We start from the raw sequence: 21,333 nt of genomic DNA on the forward strand, positions 1-21,333 counted from the left end.
GATCGGGGAGAGAGAGGGAGGCTGCAGTTGCGGCCTGGGGAGAAGGGATGTCAGTTCCAGGAAAGATCCTGGCCAGCGTGCTGCTGGCCTCGGGAGTGGCCACGGCGTGGGCCGCGCCGGCCGTGCCGGCACCACAGGAGTTCTACTTCGACAACGACCTGGCGGCAACGCCGATGGTGGCGGTGCAGGGCGAGGGCGATGAGCTGGTGGCCCAGCTGGTCAAGCTGCGTGAGCGCGGCCGCCGCGCGGTGGAGGCGACGGTGCAGCTGGCATCGGTGGCCGGTGCGCAGGGCCGGGGCGAGCTGGCCGAGCAGCTGTATGGCGAGGCGATGAAAGAGGCGCCGGCACAGAGCAGCAGCGGCCGCAGCGTGCGCTGGAACTACGGTTGGGACCTGCTGCGCCAGGGCAAGCCGGAGGCGGCGCTGGAACAGTGGCTGGTATCGGCCAGCAACGCCCGTACGAAGCCCACCTGGGTGCCACCGACCTATGCGTTGGCATTGTGGCGGATGGGGCAGAAGCAGGAGGCGGTGCAGTGGTATGCGGCTGCGGTACGCACCGAGCCGACGCAGTGGAGTACCACGGCCAACTATGGGCAGCTGCTGCCGCAGTGGCGTGAGGATGAGCGCGCGTCGCTGGCCGAGGTGCAGCAGGCCTGGGCGGCCGCACCACCTGCCTGGCCCTGAGGGAAGGGGTTCGGCCGGGTTGCACCCGGCACCCGCAGAGGCAACAGCTGAAGCAACAGCAACAGCCGAAGCAACAGCGGGCTTCCTGCGGGATGGCGGGGCACTGTGGGTTTGCGGGGCCGCCGTAAACCCGTCCTGGGGGCTTGGTCGCCGCATCCATGCGGCTCACACCCCGCAAACCCACAGTGCCCCGCCTTCGACAGATTCCGGCAGCTGTTGGTAGGTGTCGACCTTGGTCGACACGGTAGATCCACGCCATGCGTGGATGAATCTGTAACGGAATCGACTATTCGATATCTGATCGAAATGCAGCCGAGTGTGGGCTCGGCTCTACAGGAAGCGGCCAGCCAACCGGCTTTTGCTTCTGCTCTTCTTTTTTCTTTTCCGTGGCGGACGCACTCGGAAATTGTCAGAGGCCGGGCGGGGTGGGTTCGCGGGGGTGTCCGCGGCATGGATGCCGCGGCCAAGCCCCCATGGACGGGTTGACGGCGTCCCCCGCGAATCCATCCCGCCCGGCCAAGCGCGGCTTTTGATGTTCACAGTCAACCAGCCGCCACGAGGGGCTGCGCCGTTCGCTGGAAACCCCTCAGTCGTCCGCGGAAACCGTCCGCCCCGACGCCCACGCACGCAGTGCTTCTACCTGCTCTGCCATCAGCACCGACAGCGGTCGGGTGGCGCGGATCTCGGTCATCAGCAGCTCGGTGTCCAGCGGCCGGCCCTCGGCATGCGCCGCATACAGGCCAGCCACGATCGCCTGCTCGATCTCGGCGCCGGAAAAACCATTGGCGGCCGCCGCCAGCGCGGGCAGTGCGAAGTCGTCGGCGTTGAGCTGGCGCCGGCCCAGGTGCAGCCGCAGCAGTTCCACGCGCACGTCGGGCGAGGGCAGATCGACGAAGAAGATCTCGTCGAAGCGGCCCTTGCGCAGCAGCTCGGCGGGCAGCTCGTGCACCTGGTTGGCGGTGGCGACGATGAACACCGGCGCTTTGCGTTCGGCCATCCAGGTCAGCAGGTAACCGAGCACGCGGCGTGACACGCCGCCGTCCTCGCCTCCGCTGGCCAGGCCCTTCTCGATCTCGTCCATCCACAGCACGCAGGGCGCGAGTTGTTCGGCCGAGGCCAGTGCCTGGCGCAGGTTGGCTTCGGTCTCGCCGTGGTACTTGTTGTACAGCGCGCCCACGTCCAGGCGCAGCAGGGGCACGCCGAAGCCGGCGGCGGTGGCCTTGGCCAGCATCGACTTGCCACAGCCCTGTACGCCCAGCAGCAGCATGCCGCGCGGCGGGTCCAGCCCGGCCGGGGCGGAGCCGGCAATGAACGCCACCCGGCGTTGGTTGATCCAGCGCTTGAGCCGGTTGGCACCGGCCACATCGCCGAAGCGCGCGCTGTCATGTTCGAAGAACAGGTGGCCGCTGCGGTTGAGCAGCTCGAACTTCAGCCGCGCCAGCTGTGGCAGGTCGTCGTCGCGCAGTGCGCCATCGGCGTAGATCAGCTGGCGCGCGATGCGCCGGGCATCGACCAGGCTCAGGCCCTGCAGGTTCTTCAGGATTTTCTTCACCGCCTCGCTGTCGACTTCAACCCGGCGGCCGCCATGCTCGCGCGCATAGGCGTCGGCCTCCTCGCGCAGCATCTTCAGCAGGGCATTGGCATCGGGCAGGCGCGGGTTGAAGCGCACCGCCAGCGCTTCCAGCTCGGCCGGCAGCTCCACTTTGGCACCGATCAGCACCAGCACATGCGGCTCGCTGTGGCGGCGCTGGATCAGGTCGCGAAGGGCGCGCTGGTGGCTGGCATAGCCCAGGTAGGGATGGAAATCGAGCAGCAGGTAGACGCCGCGCTGGTGGGCCTGGCGGATCATCTGCAGGGCCGCGCTGGCATCGGGCGGCCCGACCGGCGGGTCTTCGCTGTCCAGGTCGATCCGGCGCAGGCCCTCGGTGATCGACCAGCGGTGCAGGGCCCGCCAGACGTGCATCAGCGTCTGCCGGAACAGCTCGACGATGCGACCCTCGTCCTGGGTCTCGATGACGATCAGTGGGGTATTGGCGCGGATCAACGCGCTCAGATCCTGCAGTTCGCTCATGCCGGTTCGATCCTTCGGGGGCGCCACGATAGCAAAGGCGATGGCCGCTGGTTCAGCACGACGCTACCTCCCGTCACCATCACCGGTGTACGCTCGGGGCACGTACCCGGAAGCGAGGCTGGCATGAAGACGATCCTGGTGGCCGGTTCCAAGGGCGGGGTGGGCAAGACCACCGTCGCCACCCACCTGGCCGCGTACGCGGCATTGCAGGGCAAGGCCACGGTGATTGCCGATGCCGACCCGCAGGGTTCCAGCACCCGCTGGGCACAACGCCGTGCCGGGCTGGAAAGCGCGGTGCTCCCCATCGACGTGTATCGGAAGAAGCAGTGGGCGCAGAAGCTGCCCGACGGCACCGACACCGTCATCATCGATGCGCCGGCCGGTGCCCTGGCTGACGATATTCCCCATTTCCTCGACGCTGCCGACGCGGTGGTGGTACCGGTGCTGCCCTCGGCGCTGGACATCGAAGCGATCGTCGGCTTCCTCAACAGCCTGGCCCAGAACCCGCGCGTGCACAGCCGCAAGCTGCCGGTGGGGCTGGTGCTCAACCGTACCAAACCATGGACCCAGACCTCGCAGCAGGCGCTGCAGATGCTGGGTGAATGGCCGTACCCGGTGGTCGCGCAGCTGCGCGACAGCCAGAGCTATGTGGTCATGACCGGCCTGGGCCGCAGCCTGTTCGACTACCGCTCGGCCCAGGTGCGCGAGCACCAGGCCGACTGGGAGCCGCTGCTGTCCTGGCTGAAGCTTTGATGCCTGCGTCACTCTTTCTGCTGCATCCTCTTCTTCATGGAAACCCGCGATGCGTGAACTGATCCTGCTGCGCCATGCCCATGCCGAACCGGCTACCCCCGGCCAGGCCGACCTCGACCGGCCGTTGTCGCCGGTGGGGCTCGCCGAAGCCGAAGCCGCCGGCAAGTGGCTGAAGGAGAACAACCTGCTGCCGGACTGTGTGCTGTGCTCACCGGCGCGGCGCACCCGGGAGACCCTGGAAGCCGTGCTCGGCACCATCGGCTATGTCGAGAAGCGCCTGGAAGACCGCATCTACGAGGCTACCCCCGGCACCCTGGCGGCGCTGGTGGACGACCGCCGTGACCTCGACCGGGTGCTGATCGTCGGCCACAACCCCGGCCTGGAGCGCCTGGTGGCGTTGATGACGGAAGGCACCAGCAGCGACTATCGCGGCATGCCGCCGGCCGGCATTGCCGTGCTCGGCTTCCCGCGCGAGGCCTCGATCGAGCCGGGCGTGGCCAGCCTGAACGCGTTCTGGTGGCCGTGATCCAATGAGCCTGGCGCGGCGCAGCCGCTTTCTGCTGCCCGTGCTGCTGGCTTCCGGCGCGGCCTGGGCTGCCGCGCCACCGCCAACGCCCTTGCCGCCGGTGGTCGCTGAAGCGCACCGGGTCCTGCACCTGGATACCCAGCGCTCGCAGATCGGTTTCGAGGTGCGGACCCGCTTCGGGCAACGCATCGAAGGCCTGTTCCCGCACTTCGAGGGTCGCATCGAGATCCTCTCCGACGGCCGCCACCAGGTGCACCTGAAGATGTTCACGCGCTCGGTCGAGATCCCCGGCAAGGCGCGCTACACCGGCTGGATGCGCGGCGAGGAGTTCTTCGACGCAGGCCGCCACCCGGTGGTCGAGTTCGACTCGCTGCCGTACTGGCCGGAGACCGTGGAAGACGGGGGCGACATCAACGGGCGGCTGACCCTGCGCGGGATCAGCCACCCCGAGACACTGAAGGTCGAGAAGGCGGATTGCGCCCGACCCGGCTATGATTGCGACGTCGTCAGCCGCGGTACCGTGCAGCGAGGCCGGTATGGAATGGACAGCTGGCAGCTTGCCTTGAGTGACCGAGTGACCTTCGTATTGCGAGCGCGCCTGAGCGAGGCGCCGAAACCGTGAACCTCCTGCTGCGTGTACTGGCGCTGGCAACCGTGTTGCTGGGCAGCGGTTGTGCATCGCTGTCCAATGCCGAGCGCGACCGCGCCGAAGCGATCGCCGTGCAGGCGCGCTCGATCCAGGTCGACTGTCAGCGCGCCGACCGCTGCGCACAGGATTCGCCGCTGCGGGCGCTGGCCGGCCGGGCGTTCACCGAATCCACCCCGGAGCAGCCGCGCCACTACGCCACCCTGCTGGACGAGGGGGAGGGCGCCCTGGTGGCGCGCCTGAACCTGCTGCGCAGTGCCACCCGCAGCATCGACCTGCAGACCTACATCTTCGACAAGGACGACAGCGCGCGGCTGGTCATCGACGAACTGCTGGCCGCGTCGCGGCGCGGGGTGAAGGTGCGGGTGCTGATCGACCAGCTCTCGGCGATCTCCGACCTGCAGATCCTCGGCGCATTGTCCGGCGCCCACCAGAACTTCCAGCTGCGGGTCTACAACCCGACCTTCGGCAAGGCCCGGCTGAACTACTTCGATTACGCCGGCAGCGTGCTGTGCTGCTTCCGTCGCTTCAACCAGCGCATGCACAACAAGCTGCTGGTGATCGACGATGCGATCGGCGTGGTCGGCGGCCGCAACTACCAGGACGACTATTACGACTGGGATCGCGAGTACAACTTCCGCGATCGCGACGTCATGATCGCCGGCCCGGAAGCGCGGGCGATGGCGGCCAACTTCGATGCGTTCTGGCGCGCCAAGCGCAGCGTGCCGGCCGAGCGCCTGAATGACGTGGGCCGCACCCTGCTGCGCGAAGGCGTGCCGGTGCTGCCGCCCGCCACGTTCCGCCGCCCGGAGCGGGTGCAGCGGGTCAGCGCTGAAGCCAATGACATGGACTTCGTCACCCGTTCCTTCGTGGATACCGCGCTGCCGGTGGCCTCGGTGCGCTACGTCGCCGACCTGCCGCGCAAGCACCGCCGCGAGAAGGCCGACGCCCCGCTGGCCGGCCAGCATGTGACCGAGCCGCAGCTGGACGCACTCATTGCCGGTGCGCAGAAGGAAGTGATCCTGCAGACGCCGTACCTGGTGCTGTCCAAGCCGGCGCAGAAGCTGTTCCGCGAGCTGCGCAAGCGCCCGCAGCCGCCGCGCGTGGTGGTGTCCAGCAACAGCCTGGCGGCCACCGACAACCCGATCGTGTATGCGCTGTCGTACAAGTACAAGCGACGCAACATGCGCGAACTGGGCTTCAACATCTTCGAGTACAAGCCGTTCCCGCTGGATGCACCGGTCGACTACCGCAATCTGCTGCCCGACCCGATCGCCGCGCCCGGAGGCGACGACGACGGCGGGCGCAATCCGCTGATCGGCGGCAGCGCCGCTGGCAGCAATGCCGGTGGTGGCAGCGAAGGGGATCTGGCCGCGCCCCGCAAGCAGGTGGCGGTGCATCATCCGCGTACCGGCAGTGCCTACCAGAACGCGCGCGAACGTCGCCGCGCCGCCGGCAGCGAGGTGGAAACGCGCCTGCTGCGCACCGAGACGCGTCCGTCGTTCCTGGGCAGCAAGGCGGTCAACAAGCCGTTGCCGGTCACCCGCAAGGGCGCCCGCATGGGCCTGCACGCCAAGTCGCTGGTGGTCGATCGCCGCATCGGCGTGGTCGGCACCCACAACTTCGATCCGCGCAGCGAGAACTACAACACCGAAGGCGCGGTGATCATCGACGATCCGGTGTTTGCCGAGCAGCTGGCCGAGAGCATCCTGCGCGATACCCATCCGCAGAACTCGTGGACAGTGGCGCCGCGGGCCAAGCCGCCAGTGCTGTCGGGCCTGAACTACAGCGTCGGCAAAGCCTCCGAAGCGCTGCCGATCCTCGACTTCTGGCCGTGGCGCTACGCCACCGACTACGAGTTCAAGCCCGGTCCGGACTGCCCACAGCCGCTGCCACGGCAGGACCCGGCGTTCCACAACTGCTACGTCGCCGTCGGCGACTTCCCCGAAGTCAACGTCGGCCCGAAGTGGCTGCTGGTGCGCATGCTGACTGCATTCGGCGCCGGCCTCGTTCCCATCCTCTGAAGGTGCCCGCATGACCCAGGTATTCCGCGAAGCCGTTTCCATCGAGCAGCTCAACGCGCTCAGCCGCAACACGGCGATCGAATCCCTCGGCATCGTCTTCAGCGCTGCGGGCGAAGACTGGCTGCAGGCCACCATGCCGGTGGACGAGCGCACCCGGCAGCCGTACGGCATCCTGCACGGCGGTGCCTCGGTGGTGCTGGCCGAGACCTTGGGCAGCAGCGCCGGCAACCTGTGCGTGGATACCGGCAAGCAGATCTGCGTGGGCCTGGAAATCAACGCCAACCACGTGCGCGCCGTGCGCTCGGGCACGGTCACCGGCACCGCCCGCGCGCTGCACGTCGGCCGCAGCACCCAGCTGTGGGAGATCCGCATCGAAGACGAGCAGGGCCGGCTGGTGTGCATCTCTCGGCTGACCCTGGCGGTGGTGGCCGCCGGCCACGGTTGAGCCCCCGGCGGGCGTGTTGACGGCGGCAGAACCCAGCGTTCCCCGCCGATTGCCCCGGTCAATGGCGGTTATGGCCTAAATCGGCTGGCAGCTGCTGCGGCGCTCCGGTATCGTGCGCGGATGACTTCCCCCACTCCGGCCCCCCGTGGCGGCGTGGCGCGTGTGTGCCGTTACCTGTACCGCGTACCGCTGCTGTTGGTCCACATCATCGTGTTCCTGCCGCTGATCCTGATCGGCATGCTTCCGCCGTGGGGCGAGCTGCGCGTGGGCGAGGATACCTTCGGGGCGAAGGTGGTGAACTGGTGGCAGGGGGGCCTGATGTGGATCTTCGGCTTCCGCCTGTCACGGGTGGGCCAGCCCTTGCCCGGTGCCGTGCTGTTCGTCGCCAACCACGTCAGCTGGGTGGACATCAGCATCCTGCACAGCCAGCGCATGATGGGCTTCGTCGCCAAGCGCGAAATCGCCAGCTGGCCGCTGGTCGGTTGGCTCGCCGCGCGCGGGCAGACCATCTTCCACCAGCGCGGCAATACCGAATCGCTCGGTGGCGTGATGCAGGTGATGGCCGATCGCCTGCGTGCCGGCAAGGCAGTAGGCGTGTTCCCGGAAGGGCGCACCCGCGGTGGCCATGAAGTGGGGCCGTTCCATGCCCGCATCTTCCAGGCCGCGGTCGAAACCGGTGTTCCGGTGCAGCCTGTGGCGCTGGTCTATGGGTTCAAGGGTGACGCACAGACCATCGTGGCATTTGGCCCGGGCGAGAGTTTCGCCGCCAATTTCCTGCGCCTGCTGGGTGAGCCGGCGCGGCATACCGAAGTGCATTTCCTGGAGCCGATCGGTACCCAGGACCTGGAAGGCCGTCGACGCATCGCGGAAACCTCGCGCGCGCGCATCGTGGCGGCCATGAGCACCGGCTGAGGGCACGGTGGCCCTGGTCCCGCCACCCGTCCTGGACGCCGGTACACCGACGTTGCATGCGACTGACTACCAGCCGCCGCGCTGGCTGCGCAATCCGCACCTGCAGTCGATGCTCAGCTCCAGCCGCATGCGCCTGCAGCGCGGCCTGCTGCTGCTGGCCGCCACCGGTGCGGTCAGCGAAGAGCTGATCCTCGACGGCGGTGATGGCGTGCGCCTGCAGGGCTGGCACAGCCATGTCGAAGGCCGCGAACCGAAGGGCATGGCCCTGCTGCTGCATGGCTGGGAGGGCAGTGCCGAATCCAGTTACATGCGCATGGCTGCCGCGCGCATGATCGAACAGGGTTTCGATGTTGTGCGGCTGAACTTCCGCGACCATGGCAACACCCACCATCTGAACCCCGGCATCTTCCACTCCAACCTGATCGATGAAGTGGTGCATGCCGCGGGTGACATCGCCCAGCGCTGGCCGCAGCTGCCGCTGGTGGCCGCCGGCTATTCGCTGGGTGGCAACTTCGTGCTGCGCCTGGCCCTGCGCGCGCCGGCTGCCGGCGTGCCGCTGCTGCGGGTGGCCTCGGTGTGCCCGGTGCTGGACCCGGGGCTGACGATGGAGAGCATCGAAAACGGCCCGGCGATGTACGACTGGTACTTCCGCCGCAAATGGGCCGGCTCGCTGCGCCGCAAGCGCGATCTGTTTCCCGAGCTGAGCGACTGCGACGATCGCGTGCTGAAGCTGGACATCCGTGCACTGACTGCCTGGCTGGTCGAACGGCACACCACCTTCGGCTCGCTGCAGGCCTATTTCGATGGCTATTCGATTGCCGGTGACCGCCTGTCCACCCTGCAGGTGCCGGCCGACATCCTGATGGCGCAGGACGACCCGGTGATCCCGTACGCGACCTTCAGCGATTGGCAGCTGCCGCGCCAGGCGCACCTGGAAACCGCCTGCTGGGGAGGCCACTGCGGCTTCCTGGAAAACTGGCGGGGTGACGGCTTCTCCGAGCGCTGGGTGGCACAGCGCCTGCAGCGGGTGCTGGCGGGCTGAACCGGCACCGGTGCGTGGACCGCTACAATGCGGGTTTGCACTTGAACCGGACCGCCATGCAAGACCAGATCATCCAAGCGTTGCGCCAGAACCAGGCCGACCAGGCCGTGCAGCTGGCCCAGGCGTGGACCCGTGATGAACCCGGCCAGGCCGAAGCCCACCGCTGGCTGGCGCTTGCGCTGCAGCAGCAGGGCAAGGCCGAGGATGCGATGGAGGCGCTGCAGCAGGCGTTGCAGCTGGCCCCCGATGATGCCCAGCTGCACCTGCAGCACGCTGGCCTGCTGCTCGCCCTGCGCCAGTACCAGGGCGCTGACGAAGCGCTGGCACGTACCACCGGGCTTGACCCGAACTCATTCGCCGCCTATCTGATGCAGGCGCACCTGGCGATCGGCCGCAACGACTTCGATGAAGCCCAGCGCCTGTCCACGCTGGCCTCGCGCGTTGAGCCGGACCACCCGGAACTGCTGACCATCGACGGCATGATCGCGCTGCGCCGCGACGACCCGGATCGTGCGCTGACGCTGCTGTCGGCGGCCAACCAGGCGCAGCCCAACGACACCCGCGTGCTGTACGCACTGGGCTTCGCCTACCTGGGCAAGGACATGCTGGCCTTCGCCGAGCAGGCGTTCCGCCGCGTGCTGGAGCTGAACCCGGCCATCAGCTCGCTGCATGGCCTGGTAGTGCAGTTGGCGCTGCGCCAGGGCAACCTGGAGGCGGCTGCCGAAGCGATGCAGATCGCGCTTCAGCAGGAAGGCATGGATACGCCGTCGATGCGTCGCCTGGCCGGTGAACTGTCGCTGCGCGGCGGCCAGCCGCTGCAGGCGCTGGACCATCTGCTGCCGTTGCTGGAATCGATCCCCGACGACCGCCAGGTGCTGCAGCTGCTGCTGATGTCCTGGCAGCGCCTGGGCCGCGAAGACGAGGCGCGCGCGCGCCTGGACGCGGCCCTGGAACAGCATCCGCAGCTGCACGACCTGTGGCTGGCACGCCTGGCCGTGGAAGAAGTCGGCAGCCCGACCGCCGCGGCGACCGTGGAGCGCTGGATGGACGCGATGCCGGGTCATCTGCCGGCACTGGAAGCACGCCTGCGCCTGCATGACATGGTGGGCGAACACGAACAGGCCGAAGCCATCGCCGAACGTATCGTCAGCCTCGAACCGGGCCGCGTCAGTGGCGAAACACGCCTGGTCGAAGGCCTGCTGCAGCGTGATCCGGTTGCCGCGATCGCGCGCGTGCAGGCGCTGATCGACAGGGCGCCGGACGGCCATCGCGCCGACCTGCGTACCTGGCTGGGTGAAATCCAGGACCGCGCTGGCCAGCCGGAACAGGCGCTGCAGACGTGGATGGCGCTGCAGGCCGACCAGGCACCGCAGCGCCTGCCGCTTCCACCGCAGGCCAAGGCGCCGCCGAGCTGGCCGGAGAAGGGCGAGATCGACAGTGATGCCAGCTCCGCGCCGATCTTCCTGTGGGGTGCGCCGGGTTCGGGTGTGGAGCGGGTTGCGACCGGCCTGGCGGCCGCCAGCCCGGTGCTGCGCAGCGACCGCTACACCAGCAATCCGCCGGATGATGCATTCCAGAACTACCACACGCTGCAGGACCTCGCCTCCGGCGTGCTGACCCCGGAGCGGCTGGTGCAGCGCTGGCGCGAGCAGCTGCCGGCGCGTGGCCTGCAGGGCGATGCCGTCATCGACTGGCTGCTGTGGTGGGACAACGCCCTGCTGTGGGCGCTGCGCCCGCAGCTGCCGCAGGGACGACTGGTGCTCGTGCTGCGTGACCCGCGCGACATGCTGCTGGACTGGGTGGCCTACGGCGCTGCCGCTCCGCTGGCGATGACCTCGCTGGCTGAAGCCAGCGAATGGCTGGCGCGCGGGCTGGCGCAGGTTGCCACCCTGCATGAGGAAGAACTGTATCCGCACGTGCTGCTGCGCATCGACCAGATCGGCAATGATCCGCACGCGATGGCCGAGCTGCTGGGACGCCTGTTCGAGCGGCAGATGCCGCCGGCCGCACAGCTGGGCGCACCGCGCTTCCCGCCGGGCCACTGGCGCAACTACCGCGACGTGATGAGCGCCGCCTTTGCCAAGCTCACCCCGATTGCGGTGCGCCTAGGTTACCCGGAAGAGTAAGGAGAAGCCGATGCAACTGAGCAGCCACAGCCTGACCAACGGCGCGCCGATCGACCGCGCGTTCGCCGCCGGCGATGCCACCGGCTTCGCGCCGGACCGCAATCCGCACCTGGCCTGGAACGGCGCACCGGAAGGCACGCGTTCGTTCCTGCTGGTGTGCGTGGACCCGGATGTGCCGACCGTTGCGGAAACGGTCGGCCGCAGCGACATGACCGTGCCGCGCGACCAGCCGCGCTGCGACTTCGTGCACTGGGTGATGGCCGATATTCCGGCCTCGGTGCAGGAGATCGCCGCCGGCAGCTGCAGCGATGGCTTCGTGGTGAAGGGCAAGACCGCACCGGCTGGCCCGGCGGGCAGCCGCCAGGGCCTGAACGACTTCACCGGCTGGTTTGCGGGCAACCCGGACATGGCCGGCGATTACCTGGGCTATGACGGCCCCTATCCGCCGTTCAACGACGAGCGCATGCACCGCTATTTCTTCCGCGTGTTCGCGCTGGATGTGGCCTCGCTGGAGCTTCCGGCGCGCTTCACCGCCGCCGACGCATATCGCGCCATGCACGGCCACGTGCTGGCCGAAGCCGCACTGCATGGCACCTACACGTTGAACCCGGCGCTGGGCTGAGGCTCGCTGTCTGTAGAGCCGAGCCCACGCTCGGCTTTGCTTTCTGTAGGGTCGAGCCATGCTCGACTCACCGTGAAAGTAGTCGAGATCCTATGTTCGTGGTCAAGCCTGCTGGAAGCAGGCTTGACCCACCTTCAGCATGGCCGGATCGAAGTCCCGGCCGCTTTTGAAGACACCCCAGGCGATCCTGGCCAGCTTTCTGGCCAGGATGTTGAAGACGGCGGTGCTGGGGTGACCGCGTTTTGACAGCTCGTCGTAGAGCGGTTGCCCCCGACGACACCGCTTGAGCCCCATGGCGGCCATGTAGAGCATCTGGCGCAGCACTGGCGCGCCCTGTTTGGACAGCCTACGCCGTCCCGTTCTGCCGCCAGACTCGTTAGGCCGGGGATCCAGGCCGGTGCAGGCGATCCACGCGTTGGCGTTGGCCAACGGCCAGCGCGTCATGTAGTAGATCAGGTGAGCGGCGACGGCAGGGCCGACACCAGGGATGGTCAACAGGCGCTTGTAGAGCGTGCCATGCTCTCCATCGCGACCCAAGCGCTGCAGTTCGCTTTCCAGCTCGGACAGCGTCCCAGCCAGAGCGCAGAACAGATCTGACAGCTCCCCGGGGGCACTTTTGCTTACCCCGAAGGATTGCTCCAGGCGCGCGCGTGTCTTTACCAGCGTCTGCCGCTTGCGCAGCAAATCGTGCATCTGCTGCTGCTCGTCGGTACGCGGTACGTATTCACGCAGGCGATCGTTCTCCTTCTTCACGTACCGGGCGATCGCTTCGGCGTCCATGGCGTCCGTCTTGCCACGCGAGCCCGTCGCCCGGCCGTAGTGCTTGATCAGACGTGGATTGATCACATAGACAACGTGGCCTGCCTGGCCAGCCATCCGAGCCAACAACTCGTAGTACCGCCCCGTCGCCTCCATGCCAATCCGGCATCGCTGGGGCAAGGTGTTGAGCCACTGGGCTATGCCGGCCCGGGTGTTGGCGATCCTGTCGCCGGCCTTGCGGTCGGCCACTGCCGGTACGAACTCCTTGGAGTCCACGTCCACGCCAATATCGAGAGAATCAGACATTTGTACGGCTCCCAGCTATCTTTAAGGGGCTGGGGTGGTACCGCACCGACGTTAGCTTGCCTACATCGACGATCCCCTTTGGGGGCCGTACGATCCTTTATCGACGTTCGTGTGCGGGATGGGGATCGCTCGACTCGTCTGTCGGCTAGTATCCGCAGATGCATGCTTGACGGTCCCTCCACCCTGGCTCCTACATACCTCGTAGGAGCCGGGAGGAACATACAAGCATGGCTCGACTCTACAGAACGAAGAAGGGCGGCCTTTCGGCCGCCCTTCCATCGTTTTATTTCTTCTCGATGGCCGACTCGACCACCATGTCCAGCACGTACGCCTGCGACGGCGCATCGGCCGGCGGGTTCTTCACTTCGTAGCGCTTCACGCGCACCACGTTGCGCACGCCGTCCTCGTGGGTGTAACCCTCGATGTTGCCGTAGAAGTTCTCGAACTTGCCCGGCTCACCCTGCTTCAGGCCCTTGTCGTCGAACTTCACTTCACGCACCTGCAGGCACTGGTAGTCCGGGATCAGCGGGTGCGAGCACTTCTCGGTCTTGGCGGCCACTTCCAGGAATACGGTCTCGCCGGCGCCGCCGTAGCGGGTTTCAGCGGTCGGTTCCGGGTTGAACACCAGCACGTCGCCCTTCGCGTTGGTCAGGGTCAGCTTGCCATCGGCATCCTGCTCGGCCTTCAGCTCGCCCTGCAGGCGGCTCGACACGGCCTCGTCCAGCGCCATCAGCGCCTTGTCGGTGCAGGCCATCATGGTCGAGGCCATCGCACTGACCGTCAGCTTGCCGTCGGCCAGGGTGTAGCCGCCACCCATGTGGTTGCAGGCGTTGCTGACCGACAGGCGGCCATCAGCGAAGTCCAGGGTGACCGGCTTGTCTTCGCGGGCGAACAGCGCGTCGATGCGCTTGCCGTCGGCGGCGGTGGCCTGCTGCAGCAGCCAGTGCTGGCTCTGCAGGCGCTGCGCGTCCAGGTGCGCCAGCGTCTGCTGGTCTGCTGCCTTGGCCGCGGCCGGGGCCACGTCGTCGCCGCCGGTGCCGGCCGGGGCCGGGGTCTGGCTGCAGGCGGCCAGCAGGGCCAGCGGGAGGAGCAGGGTGAGCTTGCGGTTCATGGTGATTCTCCTTGGGGAACCGTGGGGGAAACGGGGTGGGGCCGGCAACGGGGTTACCGTGCCCCGGCGCTGTTCAGCTGCCGGACGGCAACCACAGCAGCAGCGCGGCGCCCAGCGCGATGCGGTAAAGCGCGAACGCGGTGAATTTGTGCGATTTGATGTAGCCCATCAGCCACTTCACTACGACGAAGCCGGTGACGGCCGCGGCAAGGAAGGCCACGCCCACCTCGGTCCAGTTCTCGCTGCCCAGCTGTCCGGCCTTGGCCATTTCCAGGAAGGTGTAGGCGCTGGCGGCGAACATGGTGGGAATGCCGACCAGGAACACGAACTCGGCGGCGGCCGCGCGGCGGCTCAGGCCCAGCAGCATGGCCAGGAAGATCGCCGAGGCCGAACGCGAGGTGCCGGGGAACACGCCGGCCACCACCTGTGCCAGGCCGACGCCGATCGCCACGGTCCAGGTCACCTGGTCGCGGTCGGGCAGGCGCGCGGTGTAGGCCTCCACCAGCAGCATCCAGATGCCACCGATGATCAGTGCCCAGGCCACCGGGCTGACCGTCTCGGGCAGCGACCAGCCGGCTTTGCGCACCACCAGGCCGACCACGGCGGTGACCAGGAAGGCCGCGCCCAGCTTGAATACGTACTCGCGGTTCTCGCGCTGCCCGAAGCCGGTGGCCAGCTGCAGCAGGCGCTGGCGGAACACCAGTACCACCGCCACGATCGCGCCGGCCTGGATGACGATGTTGAAGAAGTCCGAACGGGCACCCAGCCAGTGCTGGGCGATGAGCAGGTGGCCGGTGCTGGAGATCGGCAGGAACTCGGTCAAGCCTTCGAGGATGCCCAGCAACAGGGCGGAGAGCAGGTCGGACATGGACGGTGCGGGCACGCGCGGCAGGAAGGAAGAAGGTCGAGAGGATAGACGATCACTGCCGCACCAAACGGGTGCGTCCGCTGTCGGCTGCACCCATTTGGTGCGCACGGTTCTGCACCGCTGCGGGGCGGCCTTATTGAAATCAATGACTTGCAGCCTACGAAAAGTTGGCACGGTCGTTGCTGTACCTCAGCAGGCATTCATCCCCATCCGAGGTCGTACCGATGTCCGTGGAAAACGTTGAGAAGCTGATCAAGGACAACCAGATCGAGTTCGTCGACCTGCGCTTTGTCGACATGCGTGGTGTCGAGCAGCACGTGACCTTCCCGGTCAGCATCGTCGAGCCGTCGCTGTTCGAAGAAGGCAAGATGTTCGATGGCAGCTCGATCGCCGGCTGGAAGGGCATCGCCGAATCGGACATGGTGCTGCTGCCGGATACCGCCAGCGCCTACGTCGACCCGTTCTACGCCGATCCGACCATCGTGATCAGCTGCGACATCCTCGACCCGGCCACCATGCAGCCGTATGGCCGTTGCCCGCGCGGCATCGCCAAGCGCGCCGAGGCCTACCTGAAGTCCTCCGGCATCGCCGAAACCGCGTTCTTCGGCCCGGAGCCGGAATTCTTCATCTTCGATTCGGTCCGCTTCGCCAATGAAATGGGCCACACCTTCTTCCAGGTCGACTCGGAAGAAGCGGCATGGAACAGCGGCGCCAAGTACGACGGCGCCAACAGCGGCTACCGTCCGGGCGTGAAGGGCGGTTACTTCCCGGTGCCGCCGACCGACACCCTGCACGACCTGCGCGCCGAGATGTGCAAGACCCTGGAACAGGTCGGCATCGAAGTGGAAGTGCAGCACCACGAAGTGGCCACCGCCGGCCAGTGCGAGATCGGCACCAAGTTCAGCACCCTGGTGCAGAAGGCCGACGAACTGCTGCGCATGAAGTACGTGATCAAGAACGTCGCGCACCGCAACGGCAAGACCGTCACCTTCATGCCCAAGCCGATCGTCGGCGACAACGGCAGCGGCATGCACGTGCACCAGTCGCTGTCCAAGGGCGGCACCAACCTGTTCTCCGGTGACGGCTACGGCGGCCTGAGCCAGCTGGCGCTGTGGTACATCGGCGGCATCTTCAAGCACGCCAAGGCCATCAACGCCTTCGCCAACTCGGGCACCAACAGCTACAAGCGCCTGGTGCCGGGCTACGAAGCACCGGTGATGCTGGCCTACTCGGCCCGCAACCGTTCGGCTTCGTGCCGCATTCCGTGGGTGTCCAACCCGAAGGCACGCCGCATCGAAATGCGCTTCCCGGATCCGATCCAGTCCGGCTACCTCACCTTCACCGCGCTGATGATGGCCGGCCTGGACGGCATCAAGAACCAGATCGACCCGGGCGCACCGAGCGACAAGGACCTGTACGACCTGCCGCCGGAAGAAGAGAAGCTGATCCCGCAGGTCTGCTCCTCGCTGGACCAGGCGCTGGAAGCGCTGGACAAGGACCGCGAGTTCCTGAAGGCCGGCGGCGTGATGAGCGATGACTTCATCGACGGCTACATCGCGCTGAAGATGCAGGAAGTGACCAAGTTCCGCGCGGCCACCCACCCGCTGGAATACCAGCTGTACTACGCCAGCTGACCGGTGGCGATGGCGGTGGGCTTCCCCTCCCACCCGCCGCCATCGCTTCCGTCTTCGCGGCTGGGGAGCCGCAGGGCGGGCCCCGGTCCGCCGTGGTAGAGCGGACCCCGACCCGCCGTGGTAGAGCGGGCCGCTGGCCCGCTGCAGTAGAGCGGACTGTTAGTCCGCTGAAACAGGGGCAAGAGAGACCGGATACGCGACCAGGGCCGCCCTCCCTCCCGCGTCGGTCGTGCAAGGAGAGAGGCACGGCCGTCCCGGCCCTGTACGTGTCCGGTGCAACAGCCACGGCCATCATCCTGATGGCCGCTGGTTGCCTGATGCCAACGCGCGCTGGCGCGCTGGCCCCATCCACCCTCGGGACATGCGCATGAAACTGATCTCCGCCATCATCCGGCCGTTCAAGCTCGACGAGGTCCGCGAGGCCCTCTCCGACGCAGGCGTGTCGGGCATCACCGTGACCGAAGTGAAAGGCTTCGGCCGCCAGAAGGGCCACACCGAGCTGTATCGCGGCGCCGAGTACGTCGTCGACTTCCTGCCCAAGATCAAGATCGAAACCGTGGTCACCGATGAGCGTGCCGACGCGGTGATCGAAGCGATCCAGTCGTCGGCAGGCACCGGCAAGATCGGTGACGGCAAGATCTTCGTCACCGCCGTCGAACAGGTCATCCGCATCCGCACCGGCGAAATCGGTGCCGACGCGCTGTAACCCCTTTCCGGAGACTCCCCCATGAAGATGCGCCTTCTCACCGGGTGGCAAGCCCGGTTCCACTTCGTGTGCCTGTTGATGCTGCTCAGCGCGCTGGCCGCCGGTGCGTGGCCGGGCAGTGCCCACGCTCAGGCCCAGATCTCGCCGCTGCCGAGCGAAAGCGTGGCGGTCGAACCGCTGCAGGATCCGGTCGCTGCGGCCGCCGCACCGGCCGCGGCTGAAGCCGCCGCGACCTACGACCATGGCGACGTGGCCTGGATGCTGACGTCCACCCTGCTGGTGTTGCTGATGGTGGTGCCGGGCCTGGCGTTGTTCTATGGCGGCCTGGTGCGTTCGAAGAACGTGCTGTCGGTGCTCAGCCAGATCCTGGTGGTGTTCTCGCTGGTGCTGCTGCTGTGGGTGGCCTATGGCTACAGCGCGGTGTTCAGCGCCGGCAACCCGTTCTTCGGCTCGTTCACCGAATTCGCCTTCCTCAAGGGCTTCACTCCGGAGTCGGTCGGCAACACCCCGATCAAGGGCCTGCCGGATTACCTGTTCGTCGCCTTCCAGTCGACGTTTGCTGGCATCACCACCGCGCTGATCGTCGGCGCGTTCGCCGAGCGCATCAAGTTCCGTGCGGTGCTGCTGTTCTCGGCGCTGTGGTTCACCCTCAGCTACATCCCGATGGCGCACATCGTCTGGGGTGGCGGCTACCTGGGTGAGATGGGCGCGATCGATTTCGCCGGTGGCACCGTGGTCCACATCAACGCCGGTGTGGCCGGTCTGGTCGCCGCGTGGTTCGTCGGCAAGCGCCTGGGCTATGGCCAGACCGCGCTGAAGCCGCACAACGTGCCGTTTACCTATATCGGCGCGATGCTGCTGTGGGTCGGCTGGTTCGGCTTCAACGCGGGTTCCGCCGCTGCCGCCGATACCGTCGCCTCGCTGGCCTTCCTCAATACCGTGCTGGCCACGGCCGCTGCCGTACTCGGTTGGACGCTGGTGGAAGCGATCAGCAAGGGCAAGCCGTCGGCACTGGGCGCGGCCTCGGGCGCAGTGGCCGGCCTGGTCGGCATCACCCCGGCCTGCGGCACTGTCGGCCCGCTCGGCGCGATCATCATCGGCTTCGTCGCCGGCGTGGTCTGCGTGTGGGGTGTGACCGGTTTGAAGCGCCTGCTGAAGGTGGACGACACCGCCGACGTGTTCGGTGTGCATGGTGTCGGCGGCATCGTCGGTGCGATTCTCACCGGTGTGTTCAGTGCGCAGTCGCTGGGCGGCACCAAGGCCGATCTGGATATCGCCCATCAGGTCTGGGTGCAGGTGGTCAGCGTCGGCCTGACCGTGGTCTGGTCGGCGGTAGTGACCACGCTGATCCTGCTGGTGGTGCGCAGCGTGGTCGGCCTGCGCGTGACCGAGGAAGCAGAGCGCACCGGCCTGGATGTGACCTCGCACGGCGAGTCCGCGTACGAGGCCTGAAATAGCGGCCGAGCTGCTGCATTGATGTTGTGGGTGCCGACCGTTGGTCGGCACTTCTACTGGTCTGGTAGGTGCCAAGCTTGCTTGGCACTGGGTCTGGGTCTGCTCTGGTGGGTGCCGACCACTTGGTCGGCACGGCAGCATGCATCATCGCGCCTGATCGCGCACAATCGGGCCATGCACCCGATCCGCACCGCCCTGATGCTCTCGGCCTGCCTGCTGCTGGCCGCCTGTGCCTCCGCGCCGCAGGAAACCCGCAACCCGCTCGCCACCTGGGTGCCGTCGCCGAACCAGAACGCGCGCACGCCCGTCATCATCGTCATCCATCACACCGAGCAGAAGTCAGTGCAGCAGAGCCTGCGTACGTTGCGCACGGCCAACAGCGGTGGACCGGTCAGCGCGCACTACCTGATCGGTGCCGATGGCCATCGCTATCAGCTGGTTGCCGATGAGCGCCGCGCCTGGCACGCCGGCGCCGGGCGTTGGGGCACCATCACCGACCTCAACTCGGCATCGATCGGCATCGAGCTCGACAACGACGGCCGCAGCCCGTTCAGTGCGGCGCAGATCGAATCGCTGATCGTGCTGCTGCGCGATCTCACCGCCCGCCTGAACATTCCGCCGCGGCAGGTGATTGGCCATGCTGACCTGGCGCCGACGCGCAAGCAGGATCCGAGCCGGTTCTTCCCGTGGCAGCAGCTGGCCGAGGCCGGTTTCGGCGTCTGGCCGCGCGCGGCCGACGGTGCGGCACCGGAAGGCTTTGACGCGTGGAGTGCGCTGGCCCGCTTCGGCTATCCGCTCGACAACCGGGACGCCACCGTCGCAGCCTTCCACCGCCGTTTCCGTGGCCGCGACGACCTGCCGAAGACACTGGATGCTGAAGACGCCCGCATTCTGCATTCCCTGCTGCTGCAGACGCCGTGAGCCGGCGCATGAACGCTTGGCCCAGCGCTGGGTTGCCGCCCAGCGGCCGGCACTCCACCATGGCGGCATGATCGATTCCGCCATCTTCTTCAAGCGCAAGCACTGCATCCTGCTGGCAGCGGCTGTGCTCGCCGGCTGCTCCACCACCGCTCCCCGCACCGGAACCGAAGTGCCGACGCCGGTCACGCCGCCCGCTGCCACCTATGCCAAGGCCGCATGGAGTGCACTGCCACCGGTCTCCGACAGCGACCTGCAGGCCGGTTTCGTCGCCTGGCGCAGCAGCTGCACCCGCCTGAAGAACGATGCGGTCTGGGCCAAACCCTGCGCCACCGCCGCGACGGTTTCGGACAAGGACCCGGCGGCGATCCGCCAGTTCCTGCAGCGCGATTTGGATGTCTATGCATTGCGTGCCGGCGGCCACCAGGCCCACGGGCTGATTACCGGCTACTACGAGCCGATCTACCCCGGCAGCCTCACCCGCACGGCTGCTGCCACCGTACCGGTTTACGGCACGCCGAATGATCTGATCGTGGTGCAGCTGGACAGCGTCTACCCGGAATTGAAGGGCAAGCGCCTGCGCGGGCGCGTCGAGGGCAAGGTGCTCAAGCCCTATGACGACGCCGGCACCATCGCGGCCAAGGGCGCCAAGGCGCCGGTACTGGCCTGGCTGACCGACCCGATGGACCTGCAGCTGCTGCAGATCCAGGGGTCGGGCCGGGTGCGCCTGCCCGATGGCACGCAGGTGCGGCTGGCCTATGCGGAACAGAACGGCCACCCCTACCGCGCGATCGGTCGCTGGCTGGTCGACCAGGGCCAGCTGAAGAAAGAAGACGTCACCATGGACGCGATCCGCGCCTGGGCCCGGGCCAATCCCGCGCGCGTGCCGGAACTGCTGCGCAGCAACCCCAGCTACGTGTTCTTCGTGCGCAACCCGGACAGCCCGGAAGGCCCACGTGGTTCACTGAACGTGCCGCTCACCGCCGGCTACAGCGTCGCAGTGGATCGCACCGTGGTGCCGCTGGGCAGCCTGCTGTGGCTGTCCACCACGCGCCCGGACGGCACCCCGGTGGTGCGCCCGGTGGCCGCGCAGGACACCGGCGGCGCCATTGCCGGTGAAGTGCGCGCCGACCTGTACTGGGGCAGTGGCGATGCCGCAGGCAAGCTGGCCGGCGACATGAAGCAGAAGGGCAACATCTGGATGCTGTGGCCGAAGGGCGTGGCGCTGCCTGCGTCGGCCCGGTGAAGCACTCACCTGCGCGCTGCGAGGTCGGGCGATAATGGCGCCATTCCGAACTTTCCGACCGCGCCTGCGGCCAGGACCTCTGCAATGACCTACGCAAAGCACAACGCAAAACCCGGCGCGAAATCCGCCGCGAAGAAGTACTACAAGCACTGGGCCGAATCGGGCCTGGGCAAGGGCAACGTGCTGATGGAAGCCCGTGGCGAGAAGATCGTGCGCCAGGTGGAGATCTACGGCACCAAGATGGTCTGGGCCGACGAGCATGCCCACAGCGATGACCGCTTCCTGCTGGCCGACCAGCCGGTGTCGTTCCTGGATTTCGACGAAGACGACGAGATCAGCGCGCGCGAATTCGAAAGCGCCTGGAAGAAGGCCCGGGAAGCCACCGGCTACCCGGTGTAAGCCACCGCTCCACCCCGTTTTTGTAGAGTCGAGCCATGCTCGACTGCTGTTTGCCAGGAGCAGTCGAGCATGGCTCGACTC

Annotated in this window: 20 protein-coding genes; 16 read left to right on the forward strand and 4 right to left on the reverse strand. The window is 67.3% G+C overall.

Annotation, left to right across the window (positions count from 1 at the left end; translation table 11 throughout):
• The first annotated feature begins 47 nt into the window (after positions 1–47).
• The gene (locus tag ACZK13_RS00425) at positions 48–683 is read left to right on the forward strand and encodes a tetratricopeptide repeat protein (protein WP_032128715.1); all 636 of its coding nucleotides are present in this window, start codon (positions 48–50) and stop codon (positions 681–683) included.
• 586 nt (positions 684–1,269) lie between these two features.
• Here the strand turns inward: ACZK13_RS00425 and ACZK13_RS00430 are convergent.
• Entirely contained in the window at positions 1,270–2,754 is a 1,485-nt protein-coding gene (locus ACZK13_RS00430) for an AAA family ATPase (RefSeq protein ID WP_253143521.1), read from the reverse strand.
• 123 nt (positions 2,755–2,877) lie between these two features.
• Here ACZK13_RS00430 and ACZK13_RS00435 point away from each other — a divergent pair, with 123 nt between their 5' ends.
• From ACZK13_RS00435 to ACZK13_RS00475, 9 genes are all read left to right on the forward strand, one after another.
• Complete coding sequence (locus ACZK13_RS00435) at positions 2,878–3,507, forward strand: ParA family protein (RefSeq protein WP_010487235.1); 630 nt, start codon at positions 2,878–2,880, stop codon at positions 3,505–3,507.
• Positions 3,508–3,556: 49 nt separating this feature from the next.
• Entirely contained in the window at positions 3,557–4,033 is a 477-nt protein-coding gene (locus tag ACZK13_RS00440) for a SixA phosphatase family protein (protein WP_005407539.1), read from the forward strand.
• 4 nt (positions 4,034–4,037) lie between these two features.
• A complete protein-coding gene (locus tag ACZK13_RS00445) occupies positions 4,038–4,655 on the forward strand; it encodes a YceI family protein (RefSeq protein ID WP_032128717.1) in 618 nt (205 codons plus the stop codon).
• Complete coding sequence (locus tag ACZK13_RS00450; protein WP_253143522.1) at positions 4,652–6,703, forward strand: phospholipase D family protein; 2,052 nt, start codon at positions 4,652–4,654, stop codon at positions 6,701–6,703. Before ACZK13_RS00445 ends, ACZK13_RS00450 begins: the two co-directional genes overlap by 4 nt.
• 10 nt (positions 6,704–6,713) lie before the next feature.
• Positions 6,714–7,148: a hotdog fold thioesterase gene (locus tag ACZK13_RS00455; protein WP_032128719.1), complete on the forward strand. Its 435-nt coding sequence runs from the start codon at positions 6,714–6,716 to the stop codon at positions 7,146–7,148.
• A 120-nt stretch (positions 7,149–7,268) separates the two neighbouring features.
• The gene (locus tag ACZK13_RS00460; RefSeq protein WP_049398187.1) at positions 7,269–8,060 is read left to right on the forward strand and encodes a lysophospholipid acyltransferase family protein; all 792 of its coding nucleotides are present in this window, start codon (positions 7,269–7,271) and stop codon (positions 8,058–8,060) included.
• A 52-nt stretch (positions 8,061–8,112) separates the two neighbouring features.
• Positions 8,113–9,102: a YheT family hydrolase gene (locus ACZK13_RS00465; protein ID WP_050509830.1), complete on the forward strand. Its 990-nt coding sequence runs from the start codon at positions 8,113–8,115 to the stop codon at positions 9,100–9,102.
• A 56-nt stretch (positions 9,103–9,158) separates the two neighbouring features.
• The gene (locus ACZK13_RS00470; protein WP_049398186.1) at positions 9,159–11,228 is read left to right on the forward strand and encodes a tetratricopeptide repeat protein; all 2,070 of its coding nucleotides are present in this window, start codon (positions 9,159–9,161) and stop codon (positions 11,226–11,228) included.
• Between the two features lie 10 nt (positions 11,229–11,238).
• Positions 11,239–11,850, forward strand: a complete 612-nt coding sequence (locus ACZK13_RS00475; RefSeq protein ID WP_125893046.1) for a YbhB/YbcL family Raf kinase inhibitor-like protein — start codon at positions 11,239–11,241, stop codon at positions 11,848–11,850.
• A 102-nt stretch (positions 11,851–11,952) separates the two neighbouring features.
• Here the strand turns inward: ACZK13_RS00475 and ACZK13_RS00480 are convergent, their stop codons facing one another.
• The 3 genes from ACZK13_RS00480 to ACZK13_RS00490 all read right to left on the reverse strand — a co-directional run bounded on the left by ACZK13_RS00480 (position 11,953) and on the right by ACZK13_RS00490 (position 14,894).
• The gene (locus tag ACZK13_RS00480; protein ID WP_182266802.1) at positions 11,953–12,915 is read right to left on the reverse strand and encodes an IS110 family transposase; all 963 of its coding nucleotides are present in this window, start codon (positions 12,913–12,915) and stop codon (positions 11,953–11,955) included.
• Between the two features lie 283 nt (positions 12,916–13,198).
• Entirely contained in the window at positions 13,199–14,026 is an 828-nt protein-coding gene (locus ACZK13_RS00485) for an META and DUF4377 domain-containing protein (RefSeq protein ID WP_012509681.1), read from the reverse strand.
• 73 nt (positions 14,027–14,099) lie between these two features.
• Complete coding sequence (locus ACZK13_RS00490; protein WP_012509682.1) at positions 14,100–14,894, reverse strand: undecaprenyl-diphosphate phosphatase; 795 nt, start codon at positions 14,892–14,894, stop codon at positions 14,100–14,102.
• Between the two features lie 224 nt (positions 14,895–15,118).
• On the opposite strand from ACZK13_RS00490, the gene glnA reads away from it, so the two are divergent.
• From glnA to ACZK13_RS00520, 6 genes are all read left to right on the forward strand, one after another.
• Positions 15,119–16,528 carry a type I glutamate--ammonia ligase gene (glnA, locus tag ACZK13_RS00495; RefSeq protein ID WP_004153533.1) on the forward strand — a complete coding sequence of 470 codons (1,410 nt, stop codon included), beginning with the start codon at positions 15,119–15,121 and terminating at the stop codon, positions 16,526–16,528.
• Between the two features lie 367 nt (positions 16,529–16,895).
• Entirely contained in the window at positions 16,896–17,234 is a 339-nt protein-coding gene (locus ACZK13_RS00500) for a P-II family nitrogen regulator (RefSeq protein ID WP_004134334.1), read from the forward strand.
• Between the two features lie 21 nt (positions 17,235–17,255).
• Complete coding sequence (locus ACZK13_RS00505) at positions 17,256–18,686, forward strand: ammonium transporter (RefSeq protein ID WP_071228817.1); 1,431 nt, start codon at positions 17,256–17,258, stop codon at positions 18,684–18,686.
• A gap of 177 nt (positions 18,687–18,863) precedes the next feature.
• On the forward strand, positions 18,864–19,610 hold the full coding sequence (locus ACZK13_RS00510) for an N-acetylmuramoyl-L-alanine amidase (RefSeq protein ID WP_125893050.1): 747 nt from the start codon (positions 18,864–18,866) through the stop codon (positions 19,608–19,610).
• A gap of 67 nt (positions 19,611–19,677) precedes the next feature.
• Complete coding sequence (gene mltA / locus ACZK13_RS00515; protein WP_125893052.1) at positions 19,678–20,853, forward strand: murein transglycosylase A; 1,176 nt, start codon at positions 19,678–19,680, stop codon at positions 20,851–20,853.
• A gap of 84 nt (positions 20,854–20,937) precedes the next feature.
• Positions 20,938–21,252, forward strand: coding sequence for a hypothetical protein (locus tag ACZK13_RS00520; RefSeq protein WP_032130155.1), 315 nt, complete (start codon positions 20,938–20,940; stop codon positions 21,250–21,252).
• Positions 21,253–21,333 lie beyond the last annotated feature (81 nt).

The organism is Stenotrophomonas sp. 99219_Sma, assembly GCF_056480785.1.

Coding starts and splice junctions, on each gene's coding strand:
- ACZK13_RS00430 (WP_253143521.1), bottom strand. CDS start 2,754: ATGAGCGAACTGCAGGATCTGAGCGCGTTGATCCGCGCCAATACCCCA.
- ACZK13_RS00480 (WP_182266802.1), bottom strand. CDS start 12,915: ATGTCTGATTCTCTCGATATTGGCGTGGACGTGGACTCCAAGGAGTTC.
- ACZK13_RS00425 (WP_032128715.1), top strand. CDS start 48: ATGTCAGTTCCAGGAAAGATCCTGGCCAGCGTGCTGCTGGCCTCGGGA.
- ACZK13_RS00505 (WP_071228817.1), top strand. CDS start 17,256: ATGAAGATGCGCCTTCTCACCGGGTGGCAAGCCCGGTTCCACTTCGTG.
- ACZK13_RS00485 (WP_012509681.1), bottom strand. CDS start 14,026: ATGAACCGCAAGCTCACCCTGCTCCTCCCGCTGGCCCTGCTGGCCGCC.
- ACZK13_RS00445 (WP_032128717.1), top strand. CDS start 4,038: ATGAGCCTGGCGCGGCGCAGCCGCTTTCTGCTGCCCGTGCTGCTGGCT.
- glnA (WP_004153533.1), top strand. CDS start 15,119: ATGTCCGTGGAAAACGTTGAGAAGCTGATCAAGGACAACCAGATCGAG.
- ACZK13_RS00435 (WP_010487235.1), top strand. CDS start 2,878: ATGAAGACGATCCTGGTGGCCGGTTCCAAGGGCGGGGTGGGCAAGACC.
- ACZK13_RS00475 (WP_125893046.1), top strand. CDS start 11,239: ATGCAACTGAGCAGCCACAGCCTGACCAACGGCGCGCCGATCGACCGC.
- ACZK13_RS00460 (WP_049398187.1), top strand. CDS start 7,269: ATGACTTCCCCCACTCCGGCCCCCCGTGGCGGCGTGGCGCGTGTGTGC.
- ACZK13_RS00520 (WP_032130155.1), top strand. CDS start 20,938: ATGACCTACGCAAAGCACAACGCAAAACCCGGCGCGAAATCCGCCGCG.
- ACZK13_RS00500 (WP_004134334.1), top strand. CDS start 16,896: ATGAAACTGATCTCCGCCATCATCCGGCCGTTCAAGCTCGACGAGGTC.
- ACZK13_RS00470 (WP_049398186.1), top strand. CDS start 9,159: ATGCAAGACCAGATCATCCAAGCGTTGCGCCAGAACCAGGCCGACCAG.
- ACZK13_RS00440 (WP_005407539.1), top strand. CDS start 3,557: ATGCGTGAACTGATCCTGCTGCGCCATGCCCATGCCGAACCGGCTACC.
- ACZK13_RS00490 (WP_012509682.1), bottom strand. CDS start 14,894: ATGTCCGACCTGCTCTCCGCCCTGTTGCTGGGCATCCTCGAAGGCTTG.
- ACZK13_RS00455 (WP_032128719.1), top strand. CDS start 6,714: ATGACCCAGGTATTCCGCGAAGCCGTTTCCATCGAGCAGCTCAACGCG.
- ACZK13_RS00510 (WP_125893050.1), top strand. CDS start 18,864: ATGCACCCGATCCGCACCGCCCTGATGCTCTCGGCCTGCCTGCTGCTG.
- mltA (WP_125893052.1), top strand. CDS start 19,678: ATGATCGATTCCGCCATCTTCTTCAAGCGCAAGCACTGCATCCTGCTG.